Source organism: Pseudomonas sp. NPDC087612, assembly GCF_044743505.1.
Taxonomy (GTDB): Bacteria; Pseudomonadota; Gammaproteobacteria; order Pseudomonadales; family Pseudomonadaceae; genus Aquipseudomonas.
This window is the reverse complement of record NZ_JBIUWO010000011.1, coordinates 8,167-25,627: the sequence shown is the minus strand read 5'-3', so window position 1 is coordinate 25,627 and position 17,461 is coordinate 8,167. Positions and strand designations below refer to the sequence as shown.

The window sequence follows — 17,461 nt, the reverse complement described above, 5'->3', positions numbered from 1 at the left end:
AAATGGCGGAAGGCAGCAGGAGTCGAACCTGCCCGGGAACGGCTGCCGTCCCCAACCGGGTTTGAAGCCCGGCCGCGCCACCGGGCGCGATTGCCTTCCTTGAACGGGTTACTGCCCCGGCGCCTGGGCCAGGGCATTGTCGGCGCGAACCTGGCGTCGGTCACCGACACGCCGGGTCAGGCCGATACGGTCGAAGTACTCGAGTACCTGCACACTGCGCTTGCGCCCGATCCCCAGCACATCGCGAAACGCCGCCACCTGCACCACCGGATCGTCGCTGGCCAGCTGCAAGAGCATAGCCGCCATTTGCCGGATCGTAGCCTCAGGATAGAACAGATCGCGCACCACCTGGTGCACCTGGCCCAAACGCCCAAGCTTGCGCAGCAACAGGCGCACCTCGGCTTCATCGACTTGTAGTGACCTGGCCAGGTCGCGTACCCAGGGCGGGTCGAACAGCCCCTCGACCAGCAATGGCTGCACCTGGCTCCACAGCTGCGAGTCAGCATCGCTCAAGCGTATCTGGTGCTCGGGCAGGTGCAGCCAGGGCCCGCTGCTGACCAACTTGCCGCTGGCGAGTAGTTCATCCACCAGGCTGATGAAGGCCGGGCGCTCAAGGGTCAGGCCAACAAAGCGACGCAAGCGATCACGATCAGGACCGAGCTGGTCCGGCTCCTGTTCATGAAACCGCGCCAGCCCCTCCAGCAACGCCGTTTGCAATGTTTGCCAATGCTCATCGGTGAACAGCAGCGGGCCTTGGCGAGTGGCGATTACCTGGACATTGGCCGGCAGTTGCCAGCGGCTGCGCAGGCGATTGAACTGGCGCTCCAGGCGTTGCGGGTCGAGGCCCAGGTCATCACTGGCCAGCAGCGCCGGCAAGGCCTGCTCAAGGCTGTCGGCGCCAGCCAGGGCCTGCAACTGGGCAATGCGCGCCTCGCTGCGGCGCTGGCGCGCAGGTGCAAAGGGATCGAGCACCCGGCCGCCACCGAGGGTACGTTGCGCACGCTGGTCACGCAGCACCAGGCGATCACCGTGCACCGCCTGTACCGGTGCATTGGTGAGCAGTTGGGCGAACATGCGCTTGCCCGGTAGCACATGCTCGCCCTGCAACAACGCTACCCGGGCGGTGACATCCTGGGTGCCCAGGTGCACATGCACCGGGCTGAAGTGCTCGAAGGCGCGCAGTTCGCTGGCCAGCAGTTGCAGCTCGATGTCCACGCGCTGGGTCGGCGCATGCAGCCACTCGGCAAGCAGCCAGTCACCACGGTGAATCTGCTCAAGGGCCAGGCGTTCGGCACTGATGTTCAAGGCCACCCGCTGCCCGGCTTGGGCCTCGACGGCGGCCTGGTTCTGCGCATGCAGGCCACGCACCCGCACCGGCTTGCCGGCTTTGCCGAGCAGCAGGCTGTCGCCCAGTTGCACACGCCCGTCCAGCGCCGTGCCGGTGACCACGATGCCGGCACCGGCAACCGCGAACGCACGGTCGATGGCCAGGCGAAAACCGCCCTGGCTGCTGCGCTGGCTAACCTCAGCCTGAGCCGCCAGCAAGGCCTGACGCAGCGCCTCGATGCCCTCGCCGGTAACGCTGGAAACCACGAACTGCGCCGCCCCCGCGTACGGCCCGGCAGCCAGCAGCACGCTGACCTGGGCTTGCACTTCCTGCAGCCGCTGCGGCTCGACCCGGTCGCACTTGCTGATTACCACCAAGGCCTGGGGAATACCCAGCAGCTCGACGATCGCCAGGTGCTCGCGGGTCTGCGGCATCACCCCGTCATCGGCGGCCACGACCAGCAGCACCAGGTCGATGCCCTGGGCGCCAGCGAGCATGTTGTGGATAAACCGCTCGTGACCGGGCACGTCGATAAAGCCGGTTAGAGCTGCGCCAGGGCTGAGGGCGGCATAACGATAGCCGAGGTCGATGGTCATGCCGCGCTCGCGCTCTTCCCGGCGCTGGTCGCCCGCTTGGCCGGTCAGGGCCTCGAGCAAAGCGGTCTTGCCGTGGTCGATATGCCCGGCGGTACCGATAATCACGCCTGCACCTGCGCCAGTTGCGCCAGCCACGCGGTTTCGTCATCGAGCTGGCGCAGGTCCAGCCACAGCGCATCGTCATCGATGCGCCCGAGCACTGGAATCGGCAAGGCCCGCAGCGCGCGTTCCAGGCCATGCAAGGCGCGACCGCGCAGGCGCTTGGACACCTGCGGGCGCACACACAAGGCCGCACTGGGCAAGCGCGCCACCGGCTGGCTGCCACTGCCGATCATGCCCAATGCAAGCTCTGCGCTGACCGTCCACTGCTCGCCCAGCTGTTGCGCCAACGCTGGCTGCAAGCGCTCGGCCTGCTGGTGGATCTCGGCCTGCGGCCGGGTCAGCAGGCGCAGGCTGGGCAGGCGCTCGGCCAGTTGATCAGGATTACGGTACAAGCCCAGCACCGCCTCAAGCGCTGCGAGGGTGAGCTTGTCGACCCGCAAGGCGCGCTTGAGCGGGTTCTTTTTGATCCGCGCGATCAAGTCCTTGCGCCCGACAATGATGCCAGCCTGTGGCCCGCCCAACAGCTTGTCGCCGCTGAAGGTGACAAGATCGGCGCTATCGGCCAGGGCCTGGCGCACAGTGGGCTCGGCCGGCAGGCCCCAGCGGCTCAAGTCGAGCAGGCTGCCGCTGCCGAGGTCTTCGAGCAGGGGCAAATCATGGCGATGAGCCAAGCGCGCCAGTTCTGCGGTCGGCACCTGGGTGGTGAAGCCCTGAATGCTGTAATTGCTGCAATGCACGCGCATCAACAGGCCGCTGCGCGGGCCGATGGCCGCCTCGTAATCGCGGGCATGGGTGCGATTGGTGGTGCCCACCTCATGCAGCTTGACCCCGGCGCGGGCCATGATGTCGGGAATGCGAAAAGCGCCACCAATCTCGATCAACTCACCGCGCGAGATGATCCCCTCTTTGCGCGCACCGAGGCTGTTGAGCGCCAGCAGCACGGCCGCGGCGTTGTTGTTGACCACGGTGACGGCTTCGGCGCCGGTGAGCTCGCGGATCAAGCCTTCAATCAGGTCATCGCGATCACCGCGCTTGCCGCTGGCCAGGTCGAACTCGAGGTTGAGCGGATAGCGGGCCGCCAGTTGCACGGCGTCGATGGCTTCCTCGGGCAGCAAGGCCCGGCCCAGGTTGGTGTGCAGCACCGTGCCGGTGAGGTTGAAGACCCGCCGCACCTGGCTGCGGTGGCGAACCACCAGGCGCTCGCCAGCGCGGCCGAGCAGCACCGGCGCGGCCAGTTCGGCGGCGTCCAGCAGACCAAGCCGGGCGTCCTCGCGCAGGTCGTCGAGCAACTGGCGCAAGGTCGCCAACAGCGCGTCGCGGCCATAGCGCTCGGTCAGCGGCTGGCTGGCGGGGTGACGCAACAGAGTGTCGATGGAGGGCAGGCGGATCGGGAGCTTGGCGAGGTTGGACGGCATTCAGACGGTTCTCAACTTCAGTGGGCGCTGGCCATGGGCAAAACCTCAGTGTAGACCCGATCTCACTCCCCTCCCGGCGCCAGCAAAAGGTTCGGCGCCAGGCGCTGGAAGCCTTCCTGATCCAGGCGCAGGTCCAGCGCCAGGCTGGCAAGGTCGGCCGACAGTGCTTCGGCATCGGCGTCGTTTTCCAGGTAGATATGCTTGAGGTAGGTGTTGCAGCCCGGACAGCATTCGGCCTGCAGCGGCGCCTTGGCGCTGGCGTAACGGTCATCCTCGAAGCTGAAGTACTTGAGGCCCTTGCTCTGTTCGCAATACACGCATTTGACCCGCACCACATGCCATTCGCAGGCACACAGCGAACACACCAGGTAACGTAGGCCGTTGTACTTGCCGCGATGGCGGATGACCCCGGCCATGGCCGGCGAGCCACAGGCCGGGCATTGGCAGAGGCTGTCCGCCGCTTTCAGTTCGACCCCCTGCAGGCTCAGCAGCCAATGGCTCCAGGCCGCCTGCAACGCCGCGCCCAGGAACGGCACCAGCGCCGCCGGCACCAGGCTGTATGAACCTGTGAGCAAGGCGATGGCCCACAGCTTGCGCTGCTCATCGGCGGCGCATTGCAGCACAGACACGGCATCGGCCACGGCGCCACTCGAAGCCGGATAGCGCTGCAACAACGCCTGTAGATAAGCCAGCCAGTGTCCGTCGCGCACCAGGCTGTCGGCAGCCAGCGGCGGCAAGCCATGCTCGACACACAGGCGCTGGCGTTCGCTGTCGCTAGGAGCTGCGGCAGGCGGCTGGTCGAGCAGGCTCTGTTGCACATGGCAGAGGCCGGCCAGCAGACGCAGGTAATCCGCCAGCGGGTTGCCCTCGGCCAGTTGCTCCAGGCGCTGCGCACGCAGGGCGAACAGGTTCTTCGGCGGCAGGTAGAGAAACGGCGGCGTGCTGGCCGCCGCTTCGATCTGCCCGGGTTCCAGAAGAGTACTCAAGCGCTCATCCTTTTTTATTGATCGGCGGTGGCGGCTGTTTGTCGCCGGTCACTTCCCGATACCACAGCTCATGGTGTTTTTTCGCCCAGGCGCGGCTGACCCAGCCATGCAGCATGGCGCTGACCGAACCCTTGATCCAGATCCCGGCGTAAATATGGACGATGATGCTCAGCACCAGCACGAACGCCGCCAGGGCGTGCGCCAGGGTCGCCAGGCGAATCGAACCGATACCGAAATAACTGCTGAAGTAGGCCCGCCAGATCACCACGCCGCTGATCAACAGCACCAGCATGCACAGCAGCAAGGTCCAGAACAGCAGCTTCTGCCCGGGGTTGTACTTGCCGATTGGCGGTACGCCCTCCTCTTCGTTGCGCATCACCCGGTCGATACGCTTGAGCCATAGGCGGTCGTTGGCGATGAAGTAGTTCGCCCGCCAGAAACGCAGCACCAGGCCAACAAAAAACACGAACATCAACACGCCCATGAACGGATGCAAAATCCGTGTCCACGGCCCGCCGCCGAACAGATGGCTGAGCCAGAACAGTGCCGGGTGAAACAGTGCCAGCCCCGACAACCCGGCCATGATGAACAGGATCGCCACCAGCCAGTGATTGGTCCGTTCGTTGGCGTTGTAGCGCAGGATAGGTTTGTCGTTCATGGTCGTTGCTCCCCTTGCCCGCCCGGCCGGTTCGGGTCATAGACATGCACCGCCGGGTCGACCACCTGCACACTGGTAGCCGCAGGGCTCGGGTGCTCGTCCTCTTCGACCCGCTGCGGGCCGACGCGCACATAGTGGAAGAACCCGGCGAGCACCGCCGCGCCCATGGCCAGCAGCGCCAGCGGCTTGGTCACGCCTTTCCACAGGCCTACCAGCGGGCTGATGATCGGCTGGTCCGGCAGGCCCGCGTACAAACGCGGGGTATCGGCATGGTGCAGCACGTACATCACGTGGGTACCGCCGACACCATCGGGATCGTACAGGCCGGCGTTGTCGAAACCCCGCGACTTGAGGTCGACGATGCGCTCGGCGGCGTGCTCCTTCATGTCCTGCTTGCTGCCGAAGACAATGGCGCCGGTCGGACAGGTTTTCACACAGGCCGGCTCCAGCCCCACCGACACCCGGTCGGAACACAGGGTGCACTTGTAGGCCTTGTGGTCCTTCTGCGAGATTCGCGGGATGTTGAACGGGCAGCCGGTGATGCAGTAGCCGCAGCCAATGCAGTGGTCCTGGTTGAAATCGACGATGCCGTTGGCATGCTTGATGATTGCCCCCGGGCTCGGACAGGCCTTCAGGCAACCGGGATCGGCGCAGTGCATGCAACCGTCCTTGCGGATCAGCCACTCCAGGTTGCCGTCGCCGGTTTCGTGCTCGGTAAAGCGCATCAGCGTCCAGGTTTCGGCGCTCAGGTCCTGGGGGTTGTCGTAGGTGCCATGGTTGTGACCGACCTCGTCTCGCAGCTCGTTCCACTCCGAACAGGCCACCTGGCAGGCCTTGCAACCGATGCACTTAGTGGTGTCGATCAGCTTGGCCACCTCCTCCAGCTGGCGGATCGACGAGGGCGGCGTGGTGGTGGCCGAACGGGCGATGATGTCTTGGCTAGCCATCAGATTTTCTCCACGTTGACCAGGAACGACTTGGATTCCGGCGTCTGCGTATTACCATCACCGAGGAACGGCACCAGGGTGTTGGTCAGGTAGCCGTGGCGGGTACTACCGGTGAAGCCCCAGTGCAGCGGGATGCCGATCTGGTGCACGGTCTGGTTGTTGACCTGCAACGGCCGGATGCGCTTGGTGACCACCGCTACCGCCTCGATATGCCCGCGCTTGCAAGTGACCCGCACACGGTCGCCGGCGACGATGCCCTTCTCTTGCGCCAGCACTTCGCCGATCTCGACAAACTGCTCGGGCTGGGCAATGGCGTTGAGCTTGCAGTGCTTGCTCCAGAAGTGGAAATGCTCGGTCAGCCGGTAACTGGTCGCCGCGTAAGGGAAATCCTTGGCCTGGCCAAGGGTGTCCCACACCGAATCGAAGATGCGCCCGGCCGGGTTGCTGGTCGCCTGCTTGTTGTTCGGGTGCAGCGGGTTGATGCCGATCGGCGTTTCGAAAGGCTCGTAGTGCTCGGGGAACGGGCCTTCGTTCATCTTGTCGACGGCAAAGAAGCGTGCCACCCCTTCAGGGTTCATGATGAACGGGTTCATGCCGGCCTCTGGCGGCACGTCGGCCTTGTAGTCCGGGGTATCGGTGCCGCCCCAGGCTTTGCCGTTCCACCACACCAGGCGCTTGTTCGGGTCCCACGGCTTGCCTTGCGGGTCAGCCGAGGCGCGGTTGTAGAGGATCCGCCGGTTGGCCGGCCAGGCCCAGGCCCAGCCGAGGTTCTGCTTCATGCCGAACGGGTCGCTGTTGTCGCGCCGGGCCATCTGGTTGCCCTGCTCGGTCCAGCTGCCGCAGAAGATCCAGCAGCCAGAAGCAGTACTGCCGTCATCCTTGAGCTGGGCAAAACCGGACAACTGCTGGCCGGCCTTGAGGGTGGCGCCATTGGCATCAGTGAGGTCGCTGACGGCGTTGCCGTTGAGTTCCCTGGCCAGTTCTTCGGGCGAAGGTTCATCGGCCACCTTGTACGGCCAGCTGAGGTTCAGCAGCGGCTCGGCAAAGGCGCCGCCTTCGGCCTGGTAGCGTTTGCGCAGGCGCAGGAACAGCTCGCTCATGATGCGCACGTCGGTGCGGGTTTCCCCCGGGCCGTCGGCGCCCTTCCAGTGCCATTGCAACCAGCGGCTGCTGTTGACCAGCGAGCCGTCCTCTTCGGCAAAGCAGGTGGTGGGCAGGCGGATGACTTCGGTCTGGATAGCCTCGCTCTGCACGTCGTTATAGGGCCCGACGTTGCGCCAGAACTCCGAGGTCTCGGTGGCCAGCGGGTCCATCACCACCAGCCACTTGAGCTTGCTCAGGGCCGCAGTCACGCGGTTTTTGTCCGGCAACGCGGCAATCGGGTTGAAGCCCTGGCACATGTAGCCGTTGACCTTGCCCTGGCCCATCAGGTCGAACATCTTCAGCACGTCGTAACCGGGAATATCCAGCTTCGGCAGCCAGTCGTAGCCCCAATGGTTCTCGGCGCTGGCATTGGCGCCATACCAGGCCTTCATCAGGCTGACGTGGAACTTGCCGTAGTTCTGCCAGTACGACAGCTGCCCCGGCCGCAGCGGCTTGAGCGCCCGCTTGGCGATGTAGGCGTCGTAATCCTGCTCGGCATCGCCCGGCAGGGTCAGGTAGCCCGGCAGCGAGTTGGACAGCAGGCCGAGGTCGGTCAGGCCCTGGATGTTGGAGTGCCCGCGCAGGGCATTAACGCCGCCACCGGGCATGCCGACGTTACCCAGCAGCAGTTGCACCATCGCCGCACTGCGGATGATCTGCGCACCGATCGAGTGCTGGGTCCAGCCCAGGGCATAGAGAATCGTCATGGTCTTGCCCGGTTGCGAGCAGGTGGCGATCTCTTCCCAGATCTTCAGCATGCGGTCTTGCGGCATGCCGCAGGTCATGCTCGCCAGTTCCGCGGTGTAGCGGCTGTAGTGCAGCTTCATCAGCTGGTAGACGCAGCGCGGGTCCTGCAGGGTCGGGTCGACCTTGGCAAAGCCGTCCTCACCCAGCTCGTAACCCCAGCCGGACTTGTCGGTGTAGCTGCGCTTGGCCGCGTCATAGCCACTGAACAGGCCATCCTCGAAGCCAAAGCCGGCTTTGACGATAAACGACACGTCGGTGTAGTTGCGCACGTACTCGTGCTGGATCTTGTCGTTACTCAGCAGGTAATTGATCAGGCCCCCCATGAAGGCGATATCGCTACCGGTGCGAATCGGCGCGTAGTAATCGGCCACCGACGCGGTACGGGTAAACCGCGGGTCGACCACGATCAGCCGGGCCTTGTTATGGGCCTTGGCTTCGGTCACCCATTTGAAGCCGCACGGGTGCGCTTCTGCTGCGTTGCCGCCCATCACCAGGATCAGATTCGCGTTGGCGATATCGGTCCAGTGGTTGGTCATGGCACCACGGCCGTACGTCGGGGCAAGACTTGCCACCGTCGGGCCATGTCAGACACGCGCTTGGTTATCGAACCCCAGCATGCCCAGGCTGCGAATGACCTTGTGGGTCAGGTAACCGGCTTCGCTGGACGCCGCCGATGCCGCCAAAAAACCCGTGGTCAGCCAACGGTTGACCGTCTGCCCCTGGGCGTTCTTCTCGATGAAGTTGGCGTCGCGGTCGGTCTTGACCAGATCGGCGATACGGTCCAGCGCCTCATCCCAGGACACCCGCGTCCACTCGCTGCTGCCGGGCTTGCGCACTTGCGGGTACTGCAGGCGGCTGGGGCTGTGGATAAAGTCGAGCAGGCCGGCGCCTTTCGGGCACAGCGTACCGCGGTTCACCGGATGGTCGGCGTCGCCTTCGATATGGATGATGTTCTGCGCAACGTTCTTGCCGCCGTCCCCCTGGCTGTACAGGATCAGGCCACAGCCGACCGAGCAATAGGGGCAGGTGTTGCGCGTTTCCTTAGTGTGCGCCAGCTTGAAGTGGCGCACCTGCTCGGCGAAGGCAGGTGTCGGGGCCATGCCCAACGCTGCCAGGCTCGAGCCTCCAAGGCCAACTGCTGCGACCTTGAAGAACTGCCGACGGTTGAGATCCATCGTGCACTCCTGATCAGGTGGTGGACGCGCGGGACGTTGCCGGCGTCTCTTGAAACGATCACGGTGGCGGCAGATTGATGGCTGCCAACAGTCACTCTAGTCAAGATTCCCGGGAGCGGGATGAAAACGGATTGTCGGTCGACAAAAAGCAAAACGCCCGATGCGATGCACCGGGCGTTTTGAGGGTATTGCGGTCAGCGTGGCGAATCAGAACGGAATATCGTCATCGAAGCTGTCGAAGTCCGGAGCCGGCTGCGGTGCGGCCTGCTGAGGCGCCGGGCGCTGTTGCGGCGCGGACTGCTGTGGACGCGGAGCCTGTTGGCGTGGCGCCTGGTTGTAGTTGTTGCCGCCTTGCGGGGCGCCGTCCTGGTTCTGCGGGCGGCCACCGAGCAGTTGCATGGTGCCCTGCATGTCGACGACGATTTCGGTGGTGTAACGCTTGATGCCGTCCTTTTCCCACTCGCGGGTCTGCAGCTTGCCTTCGATGTAGACTTGCGAGCCTTTGCGCAGGTATTCACCGGCGATTTCGGCAACTTTGCCGAACATCGATACGCGGTGCCATTCGGTGCGCTCGACCTTCTGGCCGGTCTGCTTGTCGGTCCACTGCTCGCTGGTAGCCAGGCTCAGGTTGGTCACGGCGTTACCGTTGGGCAGGTAGCGGACTTCGGGATCCTGGCCGCAGGTACCGACCAGAATGACTTTGTTAACCCCACGGGCCATAACGTTCTCCTAGGCTTCGCACGCGGAGGAAGCCGGGTTTACCAGGCGTTCCAGGGTCGTGCGATCCAAAATTTGTGTATCAAGTTTGATATAGATGGCGGCTTCATCGGCCACCACCACTGCGTCGGTCACACCCGGGACGGCCATCAGCCGCTCGGTCAGCCCCGCTTCCCGTACCGCCTCGGCCGATAACGGCATGCGCAGGCTGGTCACGTACGGCGGTTCACGCATGCTCAGCGCCACGACCCACCACAGGGCACACAACGCTGCGCAGCCAAGGAACACCGTGCTCAGGCCACCGTGCTGGAACAACCAGCCACCGAGAATTCCTCCCAACGCGGCACCAAGGAACTGGCTGGTGGAATATACCCCCATGGCCGTGCCCTTGCCGCCGGCGGGCGACACCTTGCTTACCAGTGAAGGCAAGGATGCCTCCAGCAGGTTGAAGGCGGTGAAGAATATCACGGTGCCGATCACCAGTTCGTGCAAGTTGTCTGCTGACAGCCAGAAGAATAGCTCGGTGAGCATCAACACACTGACCGCGCCCAGCAGGACACGTTTCATCTTGCGCTTTTTTTCGCCGTAGATGATGAACGGGATCATTGCAAAAAATGAAATCAGCAAGGCGGTCAGGTACACCCACCAGTGCTCTTCCTTGGGCAAACCGCCACGCTCGACGAAAGCCAGCGGCAAAGCGATGAAACTGGCCATCAGAATGGCATGCAAGACGAAGATGCCCACGTCCAGGCGCAGCAGGTCCGGGTGGCGCAGGGTCGGCATCAGCGCCTGCTTGGCGACCCCGGACTCACGATGCTGCAACGCGCCGTGGGACGGCGGCACGACAAAGGCAATGATCGCAATACCGACTACGGCCATGGCCGCGGTGGCCAGGAACAACCCCGAGAGGCCAAAGGCACGGGTGACCAGCGGGCCGACGACCATGGCCACGGCAAACGACAGGCCGATGCTCATGCCGATCATGGCCATGGCCTTGGTGCGGTGCTGTTCGCGGGTCAGGTCCGAGAGCAAGGCCATGACCGCGGCAGAAATCGCCCCGGCGCCTTGCAGGATGCGTCCGGCAATCACCCCCCAGATCGAGTCGGCCTGGGCCGCCAGCACGCTGCCCAGGGCAAAGATCACCAGGCCCAGGTAAATCACCGGGCGACGGCCGATGCGATCGGAAATCACCCCGAACGGGATCTGCAGGAAAGCCTGGGTCAGGCCGTAGGCACCAATGGCCAGGCCGATCAGTGCCGGGGTGGCACCGGCCAGGTCCATGCCATAGGTCGCCAGTACCGGCAGGACCATGAACATGCCCAGCATACGGAAGGCGAACACCAGGGCCAGGCCGCCTGCGGCGCGGGTCTCGCTGCCACTCATGCGTTCGCTGTGGGGATCGTGCATGGATAAACCTCGTGTGAACCGGCGGCGATTCTACCAGTCCCATCGCATAACGGCATATACGCGACGCTTTGCCGCGTAATGGCATGGAGCCGTATACTCAACCGTTTATGCCCGCCGAGCGAGGCCGCAGTGGACAAGATCCTGATTCGTGGGGCACGTACCCACAACCTGAAGAACATCGACCTGACCCTGCCCCGGGACAAGTTGATCGTCATCACCGGCCTGTCCGGTTCCGGCAAGTCGTCCCTGGCCTTCGATACCCTGTACGCCGAAGGCCAGCGCCGTTATGTCGAATCCCTGTCGGCGTACGCCCGGCAGTTCCTGTCGATGATGGAAAAGCCCGACGTCGATACCATCGAAGGCCTGTCGCCAGCGATCTCCATCGAGCAAAAGTCGACCTCGCACAACCCGCGTTCGACCGTCGGCACCATCACCGAAATCTACGACTACCTGCGCCTGCTCTACGCCCGCGTCGGTACCCCGCGCTGCCCGGACCACGACATCCCGCTGGAAGCGCAGACCGTCAGCCAGATGGTCGACCTGGTCCTGGCCCAGCCCGAAGGCAGCAAGCTGATGCTGCTGGCGCCGGTGATTCGCGAGCGCAAGGGTGAACACCTGGCGGTATTCGAAGAGCTGCGCGCCCAGGGCTTCGTCCGCGCGCGGGTCAACGGCAAGCTGTTCGAGCTCGATGAACTGCCCAAGCTCGACAAGCAGAAAAAACACACCATCGAAGTAGTCGTCGACCGCTTCAAGGTGCGTGATGACCTGCAGCAGCGCCTGGCCGAGTCGTTCGAAACCGCGCTGAAACTGGCCGACGGCATCGCCCTGGTCGCTTCGATGGACGACCAACCGTTCGAAGAAATGATCTTCTCCGCCCGCTTCGCCTGCCCGATCTGCGGCCATGCGATCAGCGAGCTGGAGCCCAAGCTGTTCTCCTTCAACAACCCGGCCGGCGCCTGCCCGACCTGCGACGGCCTGGGGGTCAAGCAGTTCTTCGACATCAAGCGCCTGGTCAATAGCGAGCTGACCCTGGCTGAAGGTGCGATTCGCGGCTGGGACCGGCGCAACGTCTATTACTTCCAGATGCTCGGCTCGCTGGCCGCGCATTATGACTTCAGCCTCGAGATCCCCTTCGGCGAACTACCGGCCGAGCAGCAGAAAGTCATCCTCCACGGCAGCGGCAAGCAGAACGTTGATTTCAAATACCTCAACGACCGCGGCGACATCGTCAAGCGCTCGCACCCGTTCGAAGGCATCGTGCCGAACCTGGAACGCCGCTACCGCGAGACCGAGTCGGCGACCGTGCGCGAAGAGCTGGCCAAGTTCCTCAGCACCCAGCCCTGCCCGGATTGCCGTGGCACGCGCCTGCGCCGTGAAGCGCGGCACGTGTGGGTCGGCGAGAAGACCCTGCCGGCAGTCACTTGCCTGCCGATCGGCGATGCCAGCGGTTACTTCGGTGGCCTCAAGCTGACCGGTCGCCGGGGCGAAATTGCCGACAAGATCCTCAAGGAAATCTGCGAGCGCCTGCAGTTTCTGGTCAACGTCGGTCTCGACTACCTGACCCTCGATCGCAGCGCCGATACCCTCTCCGGCGGTGAAGCCCAGCGCATCCGCCTGGCCAGCCAGATCGGCGCCGGCCTGGTCGGGGTCATGTACATCCTCGACGAGCCGTCCATCGGCCTGCACCAGCGCGACAACGACCGCTTGCTCGGCACCCTCAATCACCTGCGCGACATCGGCAACACGGTGATCGTGGTCGAGCATGACGAGGACGCCATTCGCCTGGCCGACTACGTCGTCGACATTGGCCCGGGCGCCGGCGTGCATGGCGGCCAGATCGTCGCCGAAGGCACCCCGGCCGAGGTCATGGCCCATCCGGACTCGCTGACCGGCAAGTACTTGTCTGGCCGAGTGAAGATTGCCGTACCGGCCAAGCGTACGCCGCGTAACAAGAAGCTCTCGATCAAGCTCAAGGGCGCGCGCGGCAACAACCTGCAGAACGTCGACCTGGAAATTCCGATCGGCCTGCTGACGTGCGTGACTGGCGTGTCCGGCTCCGGCAAATCGACCCTGATCAACAACACCTTGTTCCCGCTCAGCGCCACCGCCCTCAACGGTGCCAGCACCCTGGAAGCGGCGCCGCACGACAGCTGCGATGGCCTGCAGCACCTGGACAAGGTGGTCGACATCGACCAGAGCCCGATCGGCCGCACCCCGCGCTCGAACCCGGCGACCTACACCGGGCTGTTCACACCAATTCGCGAGCTGTTCTCCGGCGTGCCGGAGTCGCGCTCGCGCGGCTACGGCCCGGGTCGTTTCTCGTTCAACGTCAAGGGCGGGCGCTGCGAAGCGTGCCAGGGCGACGGCCTGATCAAGGTCGAGATGCACTTCTTGCCGGACATCTACGTGCCGTGCGATGTGTGCAAGAGCAAGCGCTACAACCGCGAAACCCTGGAGATCAAGTACAAGGGCAAGAACATCCACGAGGTCCTGGAAATGACCATCGAGGAAGCCCGCGAGTTCTTCGACGCGGTACCGGCGCTGGCGCGCAAGCTGCAGACACTGATGGATGTCGGTCTGTCCTACATCAAGCTCGGGCAGTCGGCGACCACGCTCTCCGGTGGCGAGGCGCAGCGGGTCAAGCTGTCACGCGAGCTGTCCAAGCGCGATACCGGCAAAACCCTGTACATCCTCGACGAACCGACTACCGGCCTGCACTTTGCCGATATCCAGCAGTTGCTCGATGTGCTGCACCGCCTGCGCGATCACGGCAACACCGTAGTGGTGATCGAGCACAACCTGGACGTGATCAAGACTGCCGACTGGATCGTCGACCTCGGCCCCGAGGGCGGTTCCAAAGGCGGACAGATCATCGGCTTCGGTACACCGGAACAAGTGGCCGAGATGAAGCAGTCGTATACCGGCTACTACCTCAAGCCGCTGCTGGAACGTGACCGCGCCTGATTCGGCCCGCTCGCAAATAAAAAAGCCCCGCACTGGCGGGGCTTTTTTTGTTCCGGAAAATTACATCTGCGATTGCAGGTAGTTCTCCAGACCGATCGACTTGATCAGGCCCTGCTGTTTTTCCAGCCAGTAGGTGTGATCTTCTTCGGTATCGGCCAGCTGCAGGCGCAGGATGTCGCGGCTGATGTAATCCTTGTGCAGTTCGCACAGCTCGATGCCTTTGCACAGTGCAGCGCGCACCTTGTACTCCAGGCGCAGGTCGGCGGCGATCATGTCCGGCACGGTGGTGCCGACGTCCAGGTCATCAGGACGCATGCGCGGGGTGCCTTCGAGCATGAGGATACGACGCATCAGGGCATCGGCGTGTTGCGCCTCTTCTTCCATTTCGTGGTTGATACGCTCGTAGAGCTTGCTCAAGCCCCAGTCCTCGTACATCCGCGAGTGGATGAAATATTGGTCACGTGCCGCCAGTTCGCCCGTCAGCAACGTGTTGAGATAATCGATTACGTCCGGGTGACCTTGCATCGCCCTGCCTCTCCCTGTGTGAAAGTCATAGTTTGAACCAGGATGACCGGAAGGTCACTGAGAATTGGGCAAAAAAGTGCAAAAAAGCGGGTAAACGGTAGTGATATTCATTGAAAAACCGCCCAAATGAGGGCGGTTCTTCTTATCACTTCGACTTAGGCGAGATTTATGCCCAAAGCCTTGGCAATCCCTTCGCCATAGGCCGGATCGGCCTTGAAGAAGTGCTGCAACTGACGCTGGACCACCTCTTCAGAAACTCCGCCCATGGCGCCGGCGATGTTGCTGATCAGCAGCGCCTTCTGCTCCGGGTTCATCAGGCGGAACAGCGCACCGGCATGGCTGTAGTAGTCGGTGTCTTCGCGGTGATCGTAACGATCGGCGACACCGTTGAGCGCCAGTGGCGGCTCAGCGTACTGCAGCGCTTGCTTGGGCGCATTGGCGTAGCTGTTCGGCTCATAGTTAGGCGCCGCACCACCGTTGCTGCCAAACGCCATAGAACCATCACGCTGGTAGCTGTTTACCGGGCTGCGTGGGGCGTTTACCGGCAGTTGCTGGTGGTTGGTACCGACGCGGTAGCGATGGGCGTCTGCGTAAGCGAACACGCGTCCCTGCAGCATGCGGTCTGGCGACAGGCCGACACCCGGCACCATGTTGCTCGGGCCAAACGCGGCTTGCTCGACTTCGGCAAAGTAGTTCAGCGGGTTGCGGTTGAGTTCCAGTTCGCCGATCTCGATGAGCGGGTAGTCCTTCTGCGACCAGGTCTTGGTCACGTCGAACGGGTTCTCGTCGCGGCTGGCCGCTTCTTCTTCGCTCATGACCTGGATGCACACGGCCCATTTCGGGAAGTCACCGCGCTCGATCGCTTCGAACAGGTCGCGTTGGGCGTAATCCGGATCGGTACCGGCAAGGCGAGCAGCCTCGGCAGGAGCCAGGTTCTTGATGCCCTGTTTGGTCTTGAAGTGCCATTTGACCCAAGTGCGCTGCCCCTGAGCGTTGATCAGGCTGTAGGTATGGCTGCCAAAACCATGCATGTGCCGGTAGCCGTCCGGAATGCCGCGGTCGGAGAACAGGATGGTGACCTGGTGCAGCGCTTCAGGCGAGTGCGACCAGAAGTCCCACATCATCTGCGCGCTCTTCAGGTTGCTTTGCGGCAGGCGCTTCTGGGTGTGGATAAAGTCGGGGAATTTCAGCGGGTCACGGATGAAGAACACCGGGGTGTTGTTGCCAACGATGTCCCAGTTGCCTTCCTCGGTGTAGAACTTCAGGGCAAAACCACGCGGGTCGCGCTCGGTATCCGCCGACCCCCGCTCGCCACCGACGGTGGAGAAACGCAGGAAGGTCTCGGTCTGCTTGCCAACATTGCTGAAAAGCTTGGCGCAGCTGTACTGGGTGATATCACGGGTAACGGTGAAGGTGCCATAGGCACCCGAGCCTTTGGCGTGTACGCGGCGTTCAGGGATGTTCTCGCGGTTGAAATGCGCGAGCTTCTCGATGAGATGGAAGTCATCCAGCAACAGCGGGCCGCGTGGGCCTGCCGAACGCGAATTCTGGTTGTCGGCTACCGGGGCGCCGCTGGCGGTGGTCAGTATTTTGTTCTGGCTCATGCTCTCTCTCCCTATCGGTCTTGAACGGCCGGCTAATCGGCTTGGGAGGAGTATCGACCACAACTATGACAACAACAAATTCATTGCCTGACTCAGATCAATAGATTATTACAATACATACAGACACAAAAAACCGGGCACTAGGCCCGGTTTCTTGTTACAGACTGTTCGCCTTACTCAGCAGCTTCAACCGAGCCACCAACAGGACGATCAACCAGCTCGACGTACGCCATAGGTGCGTTATCGCCAGCGCGGAAGCCGCACTTGAGGATACGCAGGTAGCCGCCCTGACGGGTGGCATAGCGCTTGCCCAGATCGTTGAACAGCTTGCCGACGATTTCTTTCGAACGGGTACGGTCGAAAGCCAGACGACGGTTAGCAACGCTGTCTTCCTTGGCCAGGGTGATCAGCGGCTCGGCAACGCGGCGCAGTTCCTTGGCTTTTGGCAGAGTAGTTTTGATCAGCTCGTGCTCGAACAGCGACACCGCCATGTTTTGGAACATGGCCTTACGGTGAGAGCTAGTACGGCTCAGGTGACGTCCACTTTTACGATGACGCATGGGTTCATTCCTTACCAAACACTACGTTCGGTGATTACGACGATCAGGCAGTCGCCTTGTCGTCCTTCTTAAGACTTGCAGGCGGCCAGTTGTCGAGGCGCATGCCGAGGGAGAGACCACGGGAGGCCAGAACGTCCTTGATTTCGGTCAAGGATTTCTTGCCCAGGTTCGGAGTCTTCAACAGTTCTACTTCGGTGCGCTGAATCAGGTCGCCGATGTAGTAAATGTTCTCCGCCTTAAGGCAGTTGGCCGAACGCACGGTCAATTCCAGATCGTCAACCGGACGAAGCAGGATCGGATCGATCTCGTCTTCCTGTTCGACTACCACTGGTTCACTGTCACCTTTGAGGTCGACGAACGCAGCCAGCTGCTGTTGCAGGATGGTTGCGGCACGACGGATGGCCTCTTCAGGATCCAGGGTACCGTTGGTTTCCAGATCAATTACCAGCTTGTCCAGGTTGGTACGCTGCTCGACACGGGCGTTTTCCACCACGTATGCGATACGGCGAACCGGGCTGAACGAAGTTTAGAGGTTGATGAGACGTATGATGTGGATTTAGTGTTAATCTTTTTGTATGGATTATGATT

General features: G+C 62.8%; 12 protein-coding genes, 1 tRNA gene and 1 pseudogene. 1 reads left to right on the top strand and 13 read right to left on the bottom strand.

The window, feature by feature from the left end:
- Positions 1-3: 3 nt before the first annotated feature.
- The 9 genes from ACIOVF_RS21835 to ACIOVF_RS21795 form a co-directional block, all read right to left on the bottom strand.
- A tRNA-Sec gene (locus ACIOVF_RS21835) sits at positions 4-99 on the bottom strand.
- A gap of 9 nt (positions 100-108) precedes the next feature.
- Complete coding sequence (gene selB, locus ACIOVF_RS21830; RefSeq protein ID WP_401292417.1) at positions 109-2,028, bottom strand: selenocysteine-specific translation elongation factor; 1,920 nt, start codon at positions 2,026-2,028, stop codon at positions 109-111.
- Positions 2,025-3,440, bottom strand: coding sequence for an L-seryl-tRNA(Sec) selenium transferase (gene selA, locus ACIOVF_RS21825; protein ID WP_401292414.1), 1,416 nt, complete (start codon positions 3,438-3,440; stop codon positions 2,025-2,027). Before selA ends, selB begins: the two co-directional genes overlap by 4 nt.
- A 62-nt stretch (positions 3,441-3,502) precedes the next feature.
- A complete protein-coding gene (fdhE, locus tag ACIOVF_RS21820) occupies positions 3,503-4,426 on the bottom strand; it encodes a formate dehydrogenase accessory protein FdhE (RefSeq protein ID WP_195885141.1) in 924 nt (307 codons plus the stop codon).
- Between the two features lie 4 nt (positions 4,427-4,430).
- A complete protein-coding gene (locus tag ACIOVF_RS21815; RefSeq protein WP_045200010.1) occupies positions 4,431-5,084 on the bottom strand; it encodes a formate dehydrogenase subunit gamma in 654 nt (217 codons plus the stop codon).
- Positions 5,081-6,031: a formate dehydrogenase subunit beta gene (fdxH, locus tag ACIOVF_RS21810; protein ID WP_401292410.1), complete on the bottom strand. Its 951-nt coding sequence runs from the start codon at positions 6,029-6,031 to the stop codon at positions 5,081-5,083. The genes ACIOVF_RS21815 and fdxH overlap by 4 nt, the downstream gene beginning before the upstream one ends.
- Complete coding sequence (gene fdnG / locus ACIOVF_RS21805; RefSeq protein ID WP_401292407.1) at positions 6,031-9,096, bottom strand: formate dehydrogenase-N subunit alpha; 3,066 nt, start codon at positions 9,094-9,096, stop codon at positions 6,031-6,033. The genes fdxH and fdnG overlap by 1 nt, the downstream gene beginning before the upstream one ends.
- A gap of 207 nt (positions 9,097-9,303) precedes the next feature.
- On the bottom strand, positions 9,304-9,816 hold the full coding sequence (locus ACIOVF_RS21800) for a single-stranded DNA-binding protein (RefSeq protein WP_045200019.1): 513 nt from the start codon (positions 9,814-9,816) through the stop codon (positions 9,304-9,306).
- Positions 9,817-9,825: 9 nt separating this feature from the next.
- Entirely contained in the window at positions 9,826-11,220 is a 1,395-nt protein-coding gene (locus tag ACIOVF_RS21795) for an MFS transporter (protein ID WP_045200021.1), read from the bottom strand.
- A 129-nt stretch (positions 11,221-11,349) separates the two neighbouring features.
- Between ACIOVF_RS21795 and uvrA the strand changes: the two genes are divergently transcribed.
- Positions 11,350-14,184 (top strand): excinuclease ABC subunit UvrA, encoded by a 2,835-nt coding sequence (gene uvrA, locus ACIOVF_RS21790; protein WP_045200024.1) that lies wholly within the window; start codon positions 11,350-11,352, stop codon positions 14,182-14,184.
- A gap of 60 nt (positions 14,185-14,244) precedes the next feature.
- On the opposite strand, the gene bfr is transcribed toward uvrA, so the two are convergent.
- The 4 genes and pseudogenes from bfr to ACIOVF_RS21770 all read right to left on the bottom strand — a co-directional run.
- Positions 14,245-14,709 carry a bacterioferritin gene (gene bfr, locus ACIOVF_RS21785; protein ID WP_045200027.1) on the bottom strand — a complete coding sequence of 155 codons (465 nt, stop codon included), beginning with the start codon at positions 14,707-14,709 and terminating at the stop codon, positions 14,245-14,247.
- A gap of 155 nt (positions 14,710-14,864) precedes the next feature.
- The gene (locus ACIOVF_RS21780) at positions 14,865-16,313 is read right to left on the bottom strand and encodes a catalase (protein ID WP_401292400.1); all 1,449 of its coding nucleotides are present in this window, start codon (positions 16,311-16,313) and stop codon (positions 14,865-14,867) included.
- A 173-nt stretch (positions 16,314-16,486) separates the two neighbouring features.
- Positions 16,487-16,873, bottom strand: coding sequence for a 50S ribosomal protein L17 (rplQ, locus tag ACIOVF_RS21775; RefSeq protein ID WP_002555463.1), 387 nt, complete (start codon positions 16,871-16,873; stop codon positions 16,487-16,489).
- A 43-nt stretch (positions 16,874-16,916) separates the two neighbouring features.
- Positions 16,917-17,461: pseudogene (locus ACIOVF_RS21770) on the bottom strand (DNA-directed RNA polymerase subunit alpha C-terminal domain-containing protein); the annotation flags it as partial.